The 16,217-nt window shown below is 58.9% G+C and carries 14 protein-coding genes; 6 read left to right on the top strand and 8 right to left on the bottom strand.

Translation table 11 applies throughout. The features are described from left to right. Positions 1–240 precede the first annotated feature (240 nt). The 4 genes from J3489_RS24720 to J3489_RS24705 all read right to left on the bottom strand — a co-directional run bounded on the left by J3489_RS24720 (position 241) and on the right by J3489_RS24705 (position 3,977). Positions 241–1,287 (bottom strand): type IV pilus twitching motility protein PilT, encoded by a 1,047-nt coding sequence (locus J3489_RS24720; RefSeq protein ID WP_207002576.1) that lies wholly within the window; start codon positions 1,285–1,287, stop codon positions 241–243. Between the two features lie 252 nt (positions 1,288–1,539). Beyond that, positions 1,540–2,013, bottom strand: coding sequence for a hypothetical protein (locus J3489_RS24715; protein ID WP_207002575.1), 474 nt, complete (start codon positions 2,011–2,013; stop codon positions 1,540–1,542). Between the two features lie 147 nt (positions 2,014–2,160). Next, entirely contained in the window at positions 2,161–2,973 is an 813-nt protein-coding gene (locus tag J3489_RS24710; RefSeq protein ID WP_207002574.1) for a hypothetical protein, read from the bottom strand. A gap of 14 nt (positions 2,974–2,987) precedes the next feature. Further along, on the bottom strand, positions 2,988–3,977 hold the full coding sequence (locus J3489_RS24705; RefSeq protein WP_207002573.1) for a hypothetical protein: 990 nt from the start codon (positions 3,975–3,977) through the stop codon (positions 2,988–2,990). A gap of 373 nt (positions 3,978–4,350) precedes the next feature. Between J3489_RS24705 and J3489_RS24700 the strand changes: the two genes are divergently transcribed. Together J3489_RS24700 and traI are read left to right on the top strand one after the other, a co-directional pair. After that, positions 4,351–4,650 carry a plasmid mobilization protein gene (locus J3489_RS24700; protein WP_374193487.1) on the top strand — a complete coding sequence of 100 codons (300 nt, stop codon included), beginning with the start codon at positions 4,351–4,353 and terminating at the stop codon, positions 4,648–4,650. A gap of 4 nt (positions 4,651–4,654) precedes the next feature. Further along, on the top strand, positions 4,655–6,964 hold the full coding sequence (gene traI, locus J3489_RS24695; protein WP_207002571.1) for a TraI/MobA(P) family conjugative relaxase: 2,310 nt from the start codon (positions 4,655–4,657) through the stop codon (positions 6,962–6,964). Between the two features lie 894 nt (positions 6,965–7,858). Here the strand turns inward: traI and J3489_RS24690 are convergent. Continuing rightward, positions 7,859–9,565 (bottom strand): site-specific integrase, encoded by a 1,707-nt coding sequence (locus J3489_RS24690; protein ID WP_309491422.1) that lies wholly within the window; start codon positions 9,563–9,565, stop codon positions 7,859–7,861. Positions 9,566–9,734: 169 nt separating this feature from the next. After that, complete coding sequence (locus tag J3489_RS24685; RefSeq protein ID WP_207002568.1) at positions 9,735–10,544, bottom strand: hypothetical protein; 810 nt, start codon at positions 10,542–10,544, stop codon at positions 9,735–9,737. A gap of 691 nt (positions 10,545–11,235) precedes the next feature. Between J3489_RS24685 and J3489_RS24680 the strand changes: the two genes are divergently transcribed. Both J3489_RS24680 and J3489_RS24675 read left to right on the top strand, forming a co-directional pair. After that, positions 11,236–12,066, top strand: a complete 831-nt coding sequence (locus J3489_RS24680) for a DNA-binding protein (protein ID WP_207002566.1) — start codon at positions 11,236–11,238, stop codon at positions 12,064–12,066. 231 nt (positions 12,067–12,297) lie between these two features. Next, entirely contained in the window at positions 12,298–12,570 is a 273-nt protein-coding gene (locus J3489_RS24675) for a hypothetical protein (RefSeq protein ID WP_207002564.1), read from the top strand. A gap of 345 nt (positions 12,571–12,915) precedes the next feature. Here J3489_RS24675 and J3489_RS24670 read toward each other — a convergent pair whose 3' ends face one another. Together J3489_RS24670 and J3489_RS24665 are read right to left on the bottom strand one after the other, a co-directional pair. Further along, entirely contained in the window at positions 12,916–13,458 is a 543-nt protein-coding gene (locus J3489_RS24670) for a 1-acyl-sn-glycerol-3-phosphate acyltransferase (RefSeq protein WP_207002562.1), read from the bottom strand. Between the two features lie 61 nt (positions 13,459–13,519). Continuing rightward, complete coding sequence (locus J3489_RS24665) at positions 13,520–14,317, bottom strand: prepilin peptidase (RefSeq protein ID WP_207002560.1); 798 nt, start codon at positions 14,315–14,317, stop codon at positions 13,520–13,522. A gap of 128 nt (positions 14,318–14,445) precedes the next feature. Here J3489_RS24665 and J3489_RS24660 point away from each other — a divergent pair, with 128 nt between their 5' ends. Together J3489_RS24660 and J3489_RS37855 are read left to right on the top strand one after the other, a co-directional pair. Further along, positions 14,446–15,294 (top strand): hypothetical protein, encoded by an 849-nt coding sequence (locus J3489_RS24660; protein ID WP_207002558.1) that lies wholly within the window; start codon positions 14,446–14,448, stop codon positions 15,292–15,294. A gap of 377 nt (positions 15,295–15,671) precedes the next feature. Continuing rightward, on the top strand, positions 15,672–15,980 hold the full coding sequence (locus J3489_RS37855; RefSeq protein ID WP_242540272.1) for a hypothetical protein: 309 nt from the start codon (positions 15,672–15,674) through the stop codon (positions 15,978–15,980). Positions 15,981–16,217: the final 237 nt, after the last annotated feature.

The raw sequence follows: 16,217 nt of genomic DNA, 5'->3' as shown, positions 1-16,217 counted from the left end.
GTCACCTTTGCTGATCGGTCGGATACCCGCTCGGGCCGGAAAATGTCACTTTTCGCAAATGCCGGCTGCGACGATTGGGGCCGGAATTCGTCACCGTTCAATCCTCGCCGTGTTAGGCCGGAAATTGTCACCTTTCGAACTAAGGACGCCGCCGCGCTTTCGACTTCGGGCCGGAATCTGTCACCTTTGGCGAAAGTAGGCGATCTACGAAAGGTGACGGATTCCAGTCTGTTGCCTTCGCTACGAGTCGTGGCCTCGACCGCGAAGAACGAGCTCGCCAGTTGCTCGAGTAATACGACCTTGCGCGACCAATGAGTCGACGGATTGCTTGAAGGTGCACATGCCATGATTCGCGCCAGTCTGCATGACTGAATTCAGTTGGCTCATTTCTCCCGTGCGAATCAGATTTCGGACGGCCGATGTACTCACGAGCGTTTCAAACGCGGCGACGCGATCGTTGTCGTCAGCCGTTTTTACCAAAGCTTGCGACGCGATCAGTCTCAGACTGTCGGCCAGCATAGAGCGCGCAAGATCCTGTTCGTTTGCCGGAAAGGCATCAATGACTCGTTGCACGGCGCTAGGCGGGTTGCGTGAGTGGAGCGACGCCACGACAAGCAAGCCAGTATCGGCGGCTGCGACCGCAGCCCGGATTGCCCGCGCGTCGCGGAGCTCGCCGAGCATTAGCACGTTCACGTCCTCGCGCAGCGAGTCGTAGATGGCATCTTCATACGATGGGGTGTCGACGCCGATTTCCCGCTGGGATATCAGACTTTTGATCGGTGTGTGCACGAATTCAATTGGTTCTTCTGCAGTGACGATGTTGCGTTTCTGGTGGCGATTTATGTCGTCCACCATGGTATTCAAGGTGGTTGACTTGCCGGAATTCGACGGGCCGGTGAGCAGAATGAGCCCGGTCTGGTTCTGGGTAATGTTCTGTATGACAGACGGACCACCAATTGAATCGTACGGTCGGATCTCGGATGCAACCAGTCGGCACGCGATTGCAAGACCATTGGTTTGGCGAAATATGTGGCGACGGACCCGCCGGCCACTCGCCAATACCAAAACGGAGTCATGGCGCCTATTGCGCTGCAGATGTAGTCGCCCCTGCTCGGTCAGCATCCGAACAACTTCGCCCTCGATATCCGAAGCGGATACGTTTGGATAGGTAGAGACCAGCTCGATGTCGCCATTTTTCTCGCGGAAACCCGGATGGCTCCCAGGGAGAATGTGAACATCGGATGCTCCACGGGCAATCGCGTCATCAATCAACTTCTCAGTCAGCACGGTTAGCTCCTGTTGCCGAAGGCGACTCGAAATCGGCTGGACCGTATGACTGGAGGCCGATGTTGGTTTTAATGAGAAATAGCTCCCAGAGCGCACGATCCATCCGCCGCTCCCCGAGTTCCCACTGTTGCCAGTTGCGAAGCGTTCGATAGATGACTGACGCCGCGGCTGATTGTGAGAGTCCGGCGGCTAGGCGCGCCGAGCGAATGTGCGTCGGAGGTGGCGCCCATCCTTGGGAGGGGCTGCTCATCGTCAATGCCCTCGCAAGCAGCGCGTATCAAGGCGACTGTAGTGCGCTGCAATTTCACGGAGGGTCCACAGGCAGCGGTGCTCGACCACTTGCACGACACCGCCGGTTTGCACCGATTGCACTACCCAGCGCCAGCGGCGCTCACTACGCACGCCAGGCAGCAGGTAGCACTGGTACCACGCGCGGAGTTTGCCCTCATTGCTCTCCAGTTCGAGTGGCACGACCGCAGGGATACGTCGCCCGCAGCGGGCGTAGTGCTCCAACCGGTCTAGCGCAGGCGAGAAATGAAAGTCGTCGCTTGCCTCCAGTTCGTACTTGTAGGAGAGACGTTCGCAGACCCGTTTCTCATCGCGAGCGCACGCACCGGCATGGCTGTTAAGGCCAGCCTGCCAGGCCACGCGACCATATTTTTTTGCATTGAGCTTTGCCAGATACGCGAAACGGACGTTGTTACGGTGAAATTCGGATGTATGCATGTTCTCCCCAGTGACGACGGGTCTTCAGATCAGCACCCGCAAGCTTTTCAATGAAATATTCATAACAACAAATATTGTATGCACATTGTGCGTATTTGACAATATAAAATAATTCTTTAATTCGAGGCTGATTTTCACCAGTGAAAATCAGAGCTTGCCGCGGAAGGTGGCTTTCACTCCGAATTGTTTTTCGACCTGACGAGCGAGACTTGCCTGCTCGGCTGCTGGAATGCGCTTGAGCCAACCCTTCTTCTGGTCGAATCGAAATCCCAATTCTTTCAGTTCATCCTGTCGACCGTAGAAGCCATTCTTTCCGAGAATGCAGAAATACACAGATTCGATGGTGTTCTCGGCAATGCGTACAACTTTGACGTTCGTCGCGTCCGTTACGCCGTGCAGCCATCCTTGCTCGTCTTCGAGAATCGAATCGTCGCACTCAAGCACCCAGACCTTTTCTGTTGCCGAGTACCGGTAACCGCGTTCCTTCAACAGATCACGGATATCGAAGGCGCGATCGACCTTGATCAAAAGGCCGTCTTTGGCCACTTGCTGGTCGTAGACGAGACGGCCCGCCTTTTTCTCAAGCTGCAGTATGTCCCGAGCGTCGATCTCGTCCGTTACGTCGGCGATATTGATCACGCCCATGACGTGGGCGGTTTCAAGAAGGTGTTTGTAGGTTGTATAGAACTGCAAGTCGTGCGCTGTCTTGCCGTAGAAGCAGCAGTCGACGTGATGCGCGAGCTCGTGAATCGTCGTCTTGATGATAAATGCCGTCTTGCGGCTCAAGTTATAGATGCGAATCTTCCGCGTTGACGGATGGTAGTCGCCGTGACGCGTTCGACTCTCTTGCGCGAGCACTTCGACTGAAAAGTTGCGCATCTTGTCGACCCGATCCGGGTACGTCGTCTCAGCGATCGACTTCAGGGTGCAATAAACCTCGTAATTGCTTAGCGTCAGCATCGTGTTCTCCTTGGTTAATTGGATTCCGGGCGCTTACCTAGGATTGCCGAGTTCATCTCGACGAAATCTCCACTGGTCCGACCCGTCGCCACCGCCTTGGGTTCGGACCATGAGCGACGGCTGACCATTTCCGACCCTTTCTCCATGGCAGTCTCGCCGGCGGCAGACACATATCGCAGGCGAGCCGTGTAAAACCGTTGCGCGCGGTTCAGCTGGAGGCCGTTAATTGCTGGGTGTTCCAGCGTTGCGTCTGAATAGGCCTCCTCTGGCAATCCGGACGGCTCTTCGATCTCCTTTGGACCGGGCTCGGTGAGGCAACGAACCGAGCCGTTGGCCACCGGGCGCGCAGCGAGCGCGGCGGGTGGCGTGGTCCGCGCGCCGCTAGCGGCGCGCGGGGTCGGGTTTGCTGGAGGTGCTTTTGGGGTCGCCCCGGAGGGGCGCGTCGTTGGTTTTGCATAGCCCCGCGCAGCGGGCGTTTCCGAGCCCGGCGGCTGATCTACAGCCGCCGGGCTCGGCGCCGGGGCCATCCAGGCCCCGGCCTCGCCGGTCGACGTTGCCACCAATCGTCCTACTGCGGCTGACGCCTTTGTCTGCGCGGCGCCGTCGATCTGGCTGCGGACCTGTGCCTGTGCCTGCATGACTGCCTCTTCGCTGGATGCAGAGCCGGAAGCGGTTGATGCGGAGCGGAGCGTCTTTTCCGCCTTTTTCGCATACAGGTCGCACTCCTCGAGCATCTCAACAAGGAACTCGTAGTAGTACGTGCGTACAGTCCCAATCGCTAAGCCGAGCCCGGCCTGCTCCAGCAGCTTCGTAATCTGCCTGAATCCGAAGCCACGCTTTCGCATCACGTATAGCTTCGGCATCAATACACGAAAGACATCGCGTTGTGTGTATTCGTCCGGCAACAGCGCTAGTGCAGCCACCTCCAAACTGGCTTCAATCGCCTGGCGGTCGACTACACCAATACGCTTCAAACTGGCGCCCGTTTTTGCCGAAGACGTCATCACCGTTTTCCTCGCAGATTCGCCCGCCGATCATCCACGGGATGATCGGCGGGCTTTCATCCAGTTCGCTTTCGCTCAATGCTGAAAAGCCGGACAAAACGTCCGACCGTCCAGCATCCGTCATTGCTACGTATTTATTGTAAACTCTTGCACAATTCCACCAACAACTAAAAACCAACTTCTCGGACAGGATGCCAGTTGTGGCCACAAACTAAAGTTTGTGACCCCACCGGGGTGAGATGCTAGGTCGCTTCGCGCCCGTCGCATCCCACCCCTACTGGGGGAAACTCAGGGCTCCGCCCCGAGACCCCGCTGCGCGAAAACCATCGCCATCATTGCCGTCGGCGCAGATGGATAGATCTATGAGGTATGAATGACATTCAGGAAAAAGGCTACTACCGCGAGCGTCACGAAAAAGTTGCGGCTGACGCCCACGGACGCACTTGAAATCGAGGAGCGCGCAGCGAAAGCCTGTCTGTCTTTCAGCGACTACGTGCGGCGTTGCGCCCTCGGCCGTCGCGTCGATACGCGCTACGACGTCGACGCCATCCTCGGCTTGCGTGACGTCGCGGATCGGGTCCGCGCCCTGTATGCAGATCCACGTTCTGCGGTCTCCGACGATGAAGTGCGCGCGGTGCTGAGCGAGATTGTTCACGCGATGAAACGGATCTAGCGCCATGATCGTGAAAATTCCGAAGGGCCGGCGCGACAAGAAGTCCGACTTCAAGAAGCTGACCGAGTACATCACGGAAGGCATGGACGACGACGTGCGCGACCTACCGGGCTTCGGCGACTTGACAACCTACGTCGCGAGCGAGAAAAACGAGCAAGGCGCCGATAAATGTATCGCCGTTTCCCTGCAGCACATCAATAGCCTCGATACGGCGGCTGTCGAGCTCTACGCAGTTGCCGCAAAAAATACGCGCGTCGTTGAACCTGTGCTGCACATCATCGTCAGCTGGCCCGAGCATGAGCGGCCGTCGAACGAAGACATTTTCTGGGCCGGCCGCCGTTTGCTGAAATCGATCCGGCTTGACGAGCATCAGGCGATCATGGCGATCCACGGTGATACAGACAATATTCATTGTCATATTGAGGTTAATCGAGTTCACCCCAAGACCTTTAAATCTCAGGCGCTTCCATGGGTGCGCAAGACGCTGCACAGAGAGGCCCGGTATATCGAGATCGAGAAAGAATGGTTTCACGACAATGGTTTGTTTGTCGTTCGCCAAACACCAGACCGGCGGAAGTTTGTTGTGCCCAACGACGGCTTTGTGGAATCCGACGAAATCGTCCACGAAAAGCTCGAAGGCGGCGCCGCGCAGATGGAAACATGGAGCGACGAAAAAAGCCTCATCTCTTTCTGTCGCGATGTTGTCGCGGATGAGGCATTAGCAGCGCTGAAATCCGAACCGACATGGGATTCAATCCATCAGGTGCTGGCCGACAATGGGATGCGCTTGAAAAAGTCAGGCGCAAGCAGTTGGCAACTAGAGGCAGTCAACGAGTCAGCGGAGATCGTTCGATTGCCGGCGAGCAAGGCGCTTCGCAAGCTCCGGTTGAACGACTTGCCGGACCGGCTTGGGGACTTCGTGCCGTCGACCGCACCACTTCGCGCGCCGGGTCGGAAAACGTCACCTTTAGAAAAAGCCGAATCGGAGTCACGGCGGCCGGCGCGGACCACAAAGCGAGATCCCGCAAAGCGTGAGCAGCGACGTCTGGAGCGGGCTGAAGAACGCACTGCGCTGATTGAGCGCTTTCGGAGCGCCCGCGACGATGCAGCCAAGGCACGAGCTGGACTGGCCAACGGACGAAAAGAAATCGCCTCATGGCGTGCCGCGCAATTGGAGGCTCTGCGTACCGACTTCGCTGGAAGGCGCGCAGCTATCCAGAACGACGGTCGGCTGTCAGACACAGCCAAGCGGCAACAGTACAGCCTTCTCGCTATGGAGCGAATGCAAGCAAGGCTTGCCATTGACGCCGAAGGATCTCGCCGTCGCCGATCGCTAACCGCCGATCTTCCGCCAATGCCGGCATGGAGGAAATGGGTTGAGGAACAGGCGCGCTCCGGTGACGAGGCCGCAGTAAAGGCATTGCGCGGCATGGTCTATCAAGATAGGCGCGAGGCAAAAAAGGAGGCAGGAGTGGAGCTCGCCCCCGGCGATAGCTCAGCGTCCGAAACCGAGATGTCCGAAGAGGACATCGAGGAAGTGATGCGCCAGATTCTCCAACACGAGCGCTCAGAAGACGCAATCCGGCCTGCGACCTCAAACGTCATTCGCCCGCACCAGGCCGACGTGCTGCTCAAGCTTATCCACGGCATGCAATGGTCTGTCACTAATAACGGGAATGTCAGATACCAGAAAGCAGAGGGCGATCCGCTATTTACTGACCGGGGTCATAAGTTGACCTTTGACAGGCGCACGGTCAGCGACGAAGAGTTGCGCGTGGCATTGCTGCATGCTCGGCAGAAATGGGGACCATCAATCGTCCTGACTGGCAGCGACGCGACCTTTACCGAGCGAATGGTCAAAGCCGCAGCCGAAGTCGGAATCAAGGTGAAAAATCCGGAATTGAAGCCGCTGTGGGACAAATACGATGCGCAGCAGAAGTCCACACGTCGCAACTCCCGCACTTCGGAGAGTTCGCATCGGCAGCGCGCAGACGAGGCGAGAAGGGCGCTCGCGTTGAGCATCGCCGCGAACGACGCCGACGCAGTGATCGTCGCGCCCGATCCTGACGCTCGCTACGATGGGACCGTTGTCGCGCAAAACGAGCATTGGATCGCGCAGCGCAGCGCCACTGGAGCGTACATATTTCATGAAAGGGCGGCCGTGCAGGGCAGGGTAGTGGAGCAGGGCGCGTCTCTGGTCATCGAATACGCGCAAGGAAAACCAAAGGCGCGCGATGCACAGGTCGGATCGTCAACGGCGCCGCGCGAATCCGGTGGCGAGCAACGCAAGCGTCGCGGTCGACGAGGAGGGTAGCCGCGGCGGGAGAGCGTTTTCACTAGTGAAAATCTGCTGTGACGGCTCGGGCCGCAATCCGTCACAGTATTTCATTTTTTTAATATATGTAACACGTTGCGCAAGCGTGCTAGACGCAACTAACCGTCAGCGATTTTTGCGACCACCATTTAGACCCGTCCACCCGACTCGCGCCGCAGGGTCCAACGCTTGAACGGACGGCCAAAATGGGTCTCTCAGCATGGGTAGAAGAGAACGCATATGTTCCTGCGAGCGGTGAACTCGCGTATTGGCCGCCAGCATGCGCCCGAGGTGAAGCAACAGCCAGTTTGTCGCGTCGCGTCACCATCCCAACCCGCAGCTCTCGACTTGCGAGATTAGAAAAATTTGGGCGCAAAAACTTGACCGCAGGCGGGGGATTGACGATACTTCGATTGTCGAAGTCGGGTAGCGTCAGATCCCACCAGCGGGGCAATCTTCCAATAGGGGGTTTGCTCCGTTTTTACATTTCCGCCTCCATTTTCTTTCTCGCCGCAAACGTACTGGGCGAGCATAGCCCTGCTTCAAATTAGCATCTTTTTCCAGCGAAGACGTTATTGATCCGTAACCAGCTTCGTACCCAATCCCGATCAAATTCACCTTACCGGCGTTCCAACTGAGTCTGATTGCAGCGAGAGCTGTCACTCGCAGCTGCTGACGAGCGAACGTCAGGAATGCACTCTGTAGCCGCCGCCTCACGATGGCGGATACGTGAATCAGTGGGTCGAAATGCGTCCCCGAGCGACGCACGGTGAACAAGGCCAACTTTTGCGCTGCAGTTGAGATCGCCGGTATCTCGCCAAATTCTCTGACAACCTACAACAGTACTGCGCGACAGACGTGCATATTTTCACTGGCGAAAATCTGCACGGCACTTCATTCGCCGTTGTTGCTGCTGCCTCCATCTTCCCGGCGCCGCGAGTAGAGACGGCCCAGCTCGCGCATCATCCGCCTCTTTTCCGGCTGGGTATAGATCGTCGTCGTACCCAGCGAGGCATGCCCCATCGCGCGCTGGATCACGTCGACCGGGACGTTGTTAGCAGCGGCCTGCGTGCCGAACGTGTGCCGGAACGCGTGCGGCGAGATCCCTGCCAGTCGTCGTGCAACCTCGGGACGCAGATCTGACATCTCGGCGACCAACTTCTCTCTTGCCCAGTCGACAAGCTGGTTGAAAACGTCGGTCGAATACGGCAGGTCCGCGTCGGGTGTCGTCATGCCCTTCGTCCCGCCCGCGGCTGCAACGGACGCCGGGTCTAGCCCATGTTTCTTTAGCGCCTGGGGTGTTCGCGGTATGACAGTCGGCGCGATCAGTGGCCCCTGCGCATTGGGCGCGTCGAAGTCGCGGCCACGGTCTATCCAATGGGCGCGCAGCGCATCGATCGCGTTGGGGCTCACTGCAACCGTGCGCTCTCGGCTGCGCTTGCCAACGATCTGCAACTCCCAAAGCCGTATGTCCTCGTCCTCGCTATCGTATTGAGACTCGACAAGACTCTCGCGTCGGGCCCGAGCGGCCTCATCGCGACGCAGCCCCGAGTCGCCCATGAGCAACAACATCGCCCGGACGGTACGCCAGCGCGTTGCATCCGGTTTTGACGCTGCACGGTCGATCTGCGCACGCATTTCCTCCCACAGATCGCCGGGGATCGCCCGGCCCACTTGAATCGGCACCTCGCGTTCGACCACCGGCGGATCTTTGACCGCCTTCCACGGATTCCCGTCGAGATAGCGCACATCTACCAGCCAGGCGAAGGCCGCGCGAAGTGCGCGCACCGCGTACCGGCGGCTCTCGGCAGACAGGTTGCTGGACGCAAAAGGAAGCCAGCGGCCCGAGGCGCGCTGAGCGCGCGGGCCCACGAATGCCGGTATCGGCGCGGACAGGAAGTCCTTGTACGCTTCGCAGTCGTCGACAAGCATGGAACTGAGTGCCTTGCCGCGCACACGAATGCACCACAGAAGGAAACGCTCGAGTTCCTTGGTATAGGCGCGCAGCGTCTTCGGCTGATCGCGGTATTGATGAAGGTACCCTAGCACCGCGTCCAGGTCGTGGCGCGCGGCGATGTATGGGAACGTCTGGGCGCGATTCACGCCGTCGACGCCTGAAAGCGCCTGACCGACCCGCATGCGCTCCAGCGGTACGAGCACCGTGCCGCCGATGTCGACCAGCACCAGCTTGTCGTCCGGCGCCCTGAGCGGATCGGCGAGGTCAACCTCGACGACTACCCTTTTACCCAGCGTTTGTTCGTGCCGGCACAGCCACGCAATCACATGCCGGGCGCGCCCGGCGCCGATGCGCGGCACCGCCCGCCACCAACTGCCACCACGCCGGTTGCAGAAGTCAATCAGATCGGCAAGCGTGCCGATGCCGACGGCCTTCAGGTGCCGCGCAATGATGGGCCGGAACCACATGCCGACCCCGTGGCCGACTGCAGGCTTTGCCGCGGCGAGCTGCGCAGCCTGCTCGACCATCTTGAGAATCACGGCGGTCAGCCGTGCGCTGCCGTGCTGCCGAGCGGAGGCTTTCAGGTGATCGGCCAGGACCGCCGAACCGTGCTCAATTGCAAGGGCGACGAGATCTGCCTGCATGCGCCGCAGAAACGATTCGGCCCACGCGGCGGTCGGCTCGTCGCCGTTTTCGTCCTCGGTGAAATACAGGCGGGCGATCGTTGTCGGGGGTACCCGTTGCACGAACGCACGCAGTGCTGCGAAGTCGTTGCGGCTGTATGTCCGCTCATGCGTGAGAATTTGAGGCTGATTAGCCATGGTTCGCTTGTGCCGGATTGATCGCTGCGGCGCTCGCGCGGACAGCCGGTGCTGCGTGCGTCTGCGGCGCGTTCGCAGAGACTGGGCTCTTTGCACCGGCTACCGCGTGGAATGTGCCACCGACTTTGTCGGTGAAGTCGTGCCAGCCGGTCACGATCGTCACGATGCCGCTGAAGGCGAGCACCGCGGCGACCGGCCACCAGGCGAGGAATTCGCTCACGACCTGTTGCATGACGCTCGGCCGCGTCGTCAGCGCCTTATCTTCCGACCCGTAGCGGTCGCGACGCCGCAACATGCCGATGCGCCTGCGATCCCACCATGACCCGCCGTCAAGCACGCTGGACACGCGCCAATACCGGAACGCGTCGACCAGCGCCGCGTCAATCGTGCGCCGCGTGATATCGGTTGGGCTGGAGAACACGCGCCAGACAATGAGCTTTTCGGGCTGGTGCATAAACTCGGAGTCGTACGGATACAAGAACACGGCGACGTTGCCGGTCACGGCCTGGGAAAACACCAGCGAGGCGCCGCCTTCTGTAGCTGTGGTCTTGGGGTTCTGCACCTTTAACGAAAGGCCGACTGGGTGCACGCCCAGAAACAGCGAGACGGCACGGTGGTCACGGTCCACGTGGACGTAAAGGTTCTCCCAGAATCCTTCCTGACGCGCCCGTCTCCGAACAGCCTGGAATCGCCGCTCGAGGCGCGGCACCAGCACGTCGCGCCAGTTCAGCATCCGGTAATAGCGCAGCCTGGTGCCGTGTGTGGAGAACAGGGTGACCCGTCGGTTCAGCGACCAGTTCAAGCCCTTCGATATTTTGTCGACAAGCGCGGCTGCGGCGCCGCGCGCGGGAAAGAGTGATGACAAGAAGCCCCCGATTTGGTGTGTTGAGTGTAAGCGGCGCCCGTTTTTCCTTGGTGGACTGGCCCTACCCCCGCATTTTAGCTATTAAGCACTACTCTGATAATAAGAATTATCAGAGTAGCTAGTAAATAGGGCCGGTCCCTAAACTAGCCCGCCCTCCAGTCGCACGAACTAATTTTGGGTACATTTCGGCAAGTAATTGTTCGACATGACCTGTTTGCATACTTGTCTGAGATTTACTTCCAGTGCTGCTCCCGTCATCTCCCGAGCCCAGCACGATGGGCGCGGTCGTCGCCAAGGGTTGCGTCGGCGGCTGAAACAGTACCATCCGGAAATTGCACATCCTGATGAGTCGCTGATGATGCGGTGTCGGCGCCGAATTCCAGCAACACCGCGACGCCTACTACACGTGGTGCTCTTTCGGCTTGCCGCTAGACGGGTACTGTCACGGGCCGACCCGCGATTGATGATGTTGGCCTATGGTTTCCGCGATGCGCACATCACGGATCGGCCGCGCCGTCGAGCAGCACGGGCTCGCTTTGGCGCCTGAGCGCTTTAGCACTCAAAATCCAGTTGCGCTTCCCATAACATAACGTATCATAACGTAACATTAATAAAACGAGGTTACGTTATGGCTCGCGAACCGAATATCACCCAGGACCAAGTCAGCAAAGCAGCGGAAAGCATTCGTGACGCCGGCGGCCGGCCGACCGCGCGCGCTATCCGCGAGCGCTTGGGCACCGGATCGATGGCAACGGTGCTCAAGTTCTTTCAGGCGTGGCAAGACGCGCAGGTCAGGCCTGCGGAGCCCCCGGTTGTCCTTCCGCAGGCACTACAGCGGGGCCTGCTCGACTTCGTTGCGGCCGAGGTCGATCGGAGTCGGACCGAGTTGCGCGCTGAACTCGACATTGCCAACCAAGCGAACGCTGATCTCATTCTCGAGTCCGAGCGGCAGGCCTTGACTGTAGAGAACCTGACCGCGTCGCTTGAAGCTGTGCATGGGGAAAAGGCCGAGTTGTCTGGACGTCTTGGTCAGGTGGAGGCAGAACGTGACGCCGCGCGTCAGGACGCCGCGGCGGAACGCCAGGCGGCGGAATCGGCGCGAACCGAGCTCGCGAAGGCGTTGCTTCGTCTCGAAGCGATGCCGCGGCTGGAAAATGATCTCGGCGACGTTAGACGTGAACTCGAAGCCGAGCGCACGGCGCGGGTGAACGCGGAACAGTCCGCTGCTGTGGCCATCGCCAAACTTGAAGCGTCGATCGAAGCCCGACAGGCGGCCGAGCGGGGACTAGAAGAAGCTAAGCGGCATGAACAGGCCAAAGACAGCGAGTTGTCCGCCCTCCGACAGGAACTGAAGGACGCGCAATCTGACGCCGCAGCCCTGCGCGCGGATCTCATGGCGACCGTTAAACCACGTTCGCGCGGCCCTCTGACCACCCCCAGGCAGCGTAAAAAACCGTAGAACCGCGATCGGCATCTCTTCGCCGGCTCTACCGCTACCTATTTTCACCAGCGAAAATTGCACGCGCGGTAGGGTCCTCATTCAATCCGGATCCTGGCGACCTTGCCTCCCAACTCGCAATCCTCGACGACCGCGCTACTCCCTACTACCAACATCGACTGGGCGCTTGAGTGGCTCGGCGCCATCGCATAGCCTATACTGTACATTTATACAGTGCATCAGGTGAGTTGCGTGAAGAGACTTCCCGAGTTCAGGCCGCCGGTAGTTGACGAGATGCGCCGCATGTGGGTCCGGTACGAATTGGCGGACCCTGACATTCATCGCCTGCTGCTGGAAATAGTCCGCCTTCGAAATGTACTGGATGAAGTAGAGCGATTGCGGCAGACGATCGACCGAGTATGGAAGGCTGACGTGGGCAGCCAGTTGGTAGGACTCGAGACGCTACGCTGTCTGCTGCAGCAGGAACGGGTACGCATCGGTATTCTCGGGCGCCGCGCTCTTTGAGCGCCGTCGGAAATGCTGCTACTGTTTTTGGCGCCAGGTTAAGGCGACTCCGCTGCATTGCTTCCCCCTGCTGTTGGCTGCTTGCTTGGGCGTCGGCGTGCTCGGGGGCTGATAGCGCGAGGTTAGGTGGTGCGGGGTTGTCGGGCAGACCGTTAGTTGCGGATTCTTCGAATCGGCGCACCGCACCTTCGGCCGAGGCGAATGGACCGTCCATGATCTCTTCACCCTGCCACAGCAGGTAGCGAGGCACATCAAACACGAAAGACTTCGATATCGTCCACGACCCCGATTCGTGCCGCAGGCAATACTGATTCACTTTCTGCCATCCGGTCATTGCCACCCGCCCTAGAAAATTAGGCTGATTCGCGGCCACCAATGGCACCCACGTTTGGCGAACAGAATGCTGCGCTCGGCGCCTCTTATTTCCAGAGGCACAACCTTCGATCCAGTGCGATCAATCAGCCATTGCAGTCCCGGTGCGTCCGTTCCCCGCTCGCCGTTGACGGAGATCCGGCCTTCGGGAAAAACCATCACGCTTTCGCCATGCCGCAACCGCCGCATCAGCTCCCGCATGCCGAAGGGCGCGGTGCTGTCGAGCGGCACGACCACCCCGAACCCGAGCCACGCAAGCGCCTTCAGGCCCATCACCGCCCCCCTGGAACGGCGGGCAAAATCAGTGTCCACAGCAAACGCTAGCGGCACAGGAGAAGCCAGGGCAACGATCACACCGTCCAGCAAGCTCACGTGATTACAGGTAACTACGCACGCTTCAGCCGCAAGCGCGTCGACAGTCAACGCAGTGTATTGGACGTCGACACGGAAAAGCCTGAGCGCGCAACGACGCATGATCACCCGAGCTAACGCTCGAAAAGAGCCTCGATCCTTCATGCTGCCCTCGCAATGGTCGGTTGCAAGCGGCCGTCATAGTGAAACTGATTCATAAGCCCTCTCAAAATTGCGACCGCAGGTCGACGTTCATAGCGACAAAGCACCCAAGGATCGCCACGCAGGCCACCGTCCCAGCCACCTTCGTCAGGTCAAACTCGCTTTTGCCCCGCATCAGCCGACGCAAAACAAACAACGCCACACGAAACACGCCGACCGCGACGATCCAATGAAGGTCAAGCCAAGGCGCCGCGCAGATGAGCAACGGCCAGATTGCTCCTCGAGCTAGCGAATCGGCCGCCTGCCCGCGGGCAATATGCCGCGATACCGCTAGTACTAGGAGATAGAGGCCAGCGCAGGCCAGCGCAGAGGGCCAAGCACCACGAGCCGACTGCACACTGTAGGCAACGCCAGCCAGCATGAAGGACATCTGAACACTCAGCGGGACGCCCTCGCCTTCGATGATCAGACCCGCCCAGAGAATCAGAAGAGCCCCAAGTACCGTGGCCCACAGCCACAGTGCTGTTAGTCCGAACAGCGCATATGCGCCAAGGAAAACAAACCCTGTCCCTGTCTCGATAATCGGGTAACGCCACGAAATGGCGTTGCCGCAAGCGCGACACTTGCCGCCCAGCAAGACAAAACTCAGCACCGGCACGTTTTCCCAGGCGGCCAGATCATGACCGCACTTGGGGCACCCTGACCGCGGCCGCACCAGGGAAAATTCCGGGCGCCGGCCCAACGCCTTGAGACGCACAATGCGTGGCAGACGATATACGACCACGTTCAGAAAGCTACCGATCGCAAGCCCGAGCGCCGCAATCAGTGCGTCACCTCCAATCCCTGCTGAATGAAGAACCATCTCGCCCCCTTTGAACATTATGCATAGTTTATTGCATATTAGATGATGCGTTGTCATTTTCACTGGTGAAAATTGCTTCTTGACATTGCAATGTTGCATGCATACTATGTTGCACACAGGAGGACGCTATGACGATCATCTCGAAAGAAGACATTGAGCAGGCTAAGTGCTTGGTTGTGGCCTATCACGAAGCTGTACTCGCTGGCGATGCGGCCGCCGCAAACGACGCGTCAACTGCATATGACAGGCTTGTTGACACGCTGAACGGAGGGACGAACTTCGGCTCCTACGCCGATGAGTCGAGCCCTGGCCCGCAAATCGAAGCTGCAGTAGCAGCGCAAGACGGACACGATCCGATGTGGGGCCAAGCTGGTCGGTTTTATGTCGAGGTGGACGGAATGCCCACCGTTGTCGTCTACGAACCGGCCTTTATTCATGGGCACGTTGAGTTGCATGCAGTTCGTCTAGAACACCCGTTCATCTCGGAGACTGGGTATCGGTCCCTCTTCCTTCATGGTGACCCAGCCGAGCGATTTGCTGGGTGTTCGGTCCGCGAGGCAGTCACTGCCCAGATCCAAGCGCTCAAACGCGAGAAAGGCGCTCTCGTCCACCCGCAGAAGTGCGACCTTGCCTTGAGCGAACTCCCGTTCGTCAAAGCCGGTCTGCGAGACCTTGACGCGACGCTGCCGACCATTGGTGACCACGTGTTTCTTGTCCAAATGAAACAGGTGGCCGTTGTAGTGGACGTTTTGCCACGCAACAGCGTCCGCGGCCCGTTGCTTCGGGTCGCCCGGTTCGCAAGTCGCAAGCCGAAACGGAATGCGGTGTTGAGTACCATCGTCCATGAAGAAGTTGAGCGATGGCATGTCGAACAGGTATCGCCCGACCGGTTGAAGGAAATCGACTGTCATGGGAAATACCTCACGCTCGGTGTGATTGAAGCGTTCGAGGCGATGAATCAGCCGGAATATTGCTGACAATAAGCAGAATTTTTCCCATCAATCCTATTTTGATTTGAGACATATGCAATAAATATTTTATTATCGAACCGCGGTGAAAAGGAGCGACCGGCTCGTGCGCTAACACGAATCGGTCACTCAATCACAGATGCGACCTGTGATCAAGCCGAGGCTCCCCTGCCATTGTGACGTCACGGCACCGGGAGGGTACCAAACTTCGCGGTTACGATAAAGGTCGCGCATGAAAACGAAACGCCAAGCGTCGGCGGCATCCGATAATCAACTCGCTTTCGACTTTGATTTCACGAACACGCTCGAAACGATCGAACGCCTCAACAGCGAAATCGACATCGTCGACGAGTCAATCACCACTGCACAAAGACAAGGAGCAACAAATGCTGACGGGCAAAACGCAACCGCTGGAGATCGCGAAGAAGGTTCTGGATCCGGAGACGATCCGCTCGGTGAACAAGGCACCCTACAACCGCTTCGGCTGGGCGATTCTGGATCGCTGGGCCTTCAATTCGCCGGACCTTCTGAAGAACCTCGAGAAGGAAGGCGAAGTGGTCCTGCTGGGACGCCTTCTGGAGCAGCAGGAGACGGAGCAGTCGGCGCTCAGCACGACGGCGGCACTGGAGCAGCAGGCAGCAGGAACGATGCCCCACGAGATCCTGCAGGCGCTGGAGATCAACACCGAGTTGTAGTCGCTCCCACCGACTATCGGATCACTCCTGCGGACCGTCTCGGTGAAGGCGGCGCCCGAACGAAGTATCGGGACAACGTCGCTGCGATCCGGACGCTGAAGCTTCTCAAGGCTGAAAGCCGTCCCGCCACGCCAGCGGAGCAAGCCCAACTGGTCCGCTACGTTGGTTGGGGCGGAATCCCCCAGGCATTCGACACACAGAACAATGACTGGGCGAAGGAGCACCGTGAACTCACGG

The sequence above is a fragment of the Trinickia mobilis genome, assembly GCF_017315705.1.
GTDB classification, from domain to species: Bacteria; Pseudomonadota; Gammaproteobacteria; order Burkholderiales; family Burkholderiaceae; genus Trinickia_A; species Trinickia_A mobilis.
The sequence above is the reverse complement of the archived record's forward strand: the minus strand, read 5'-3'. Positions and strand labels throughout refer to the sequence as shown.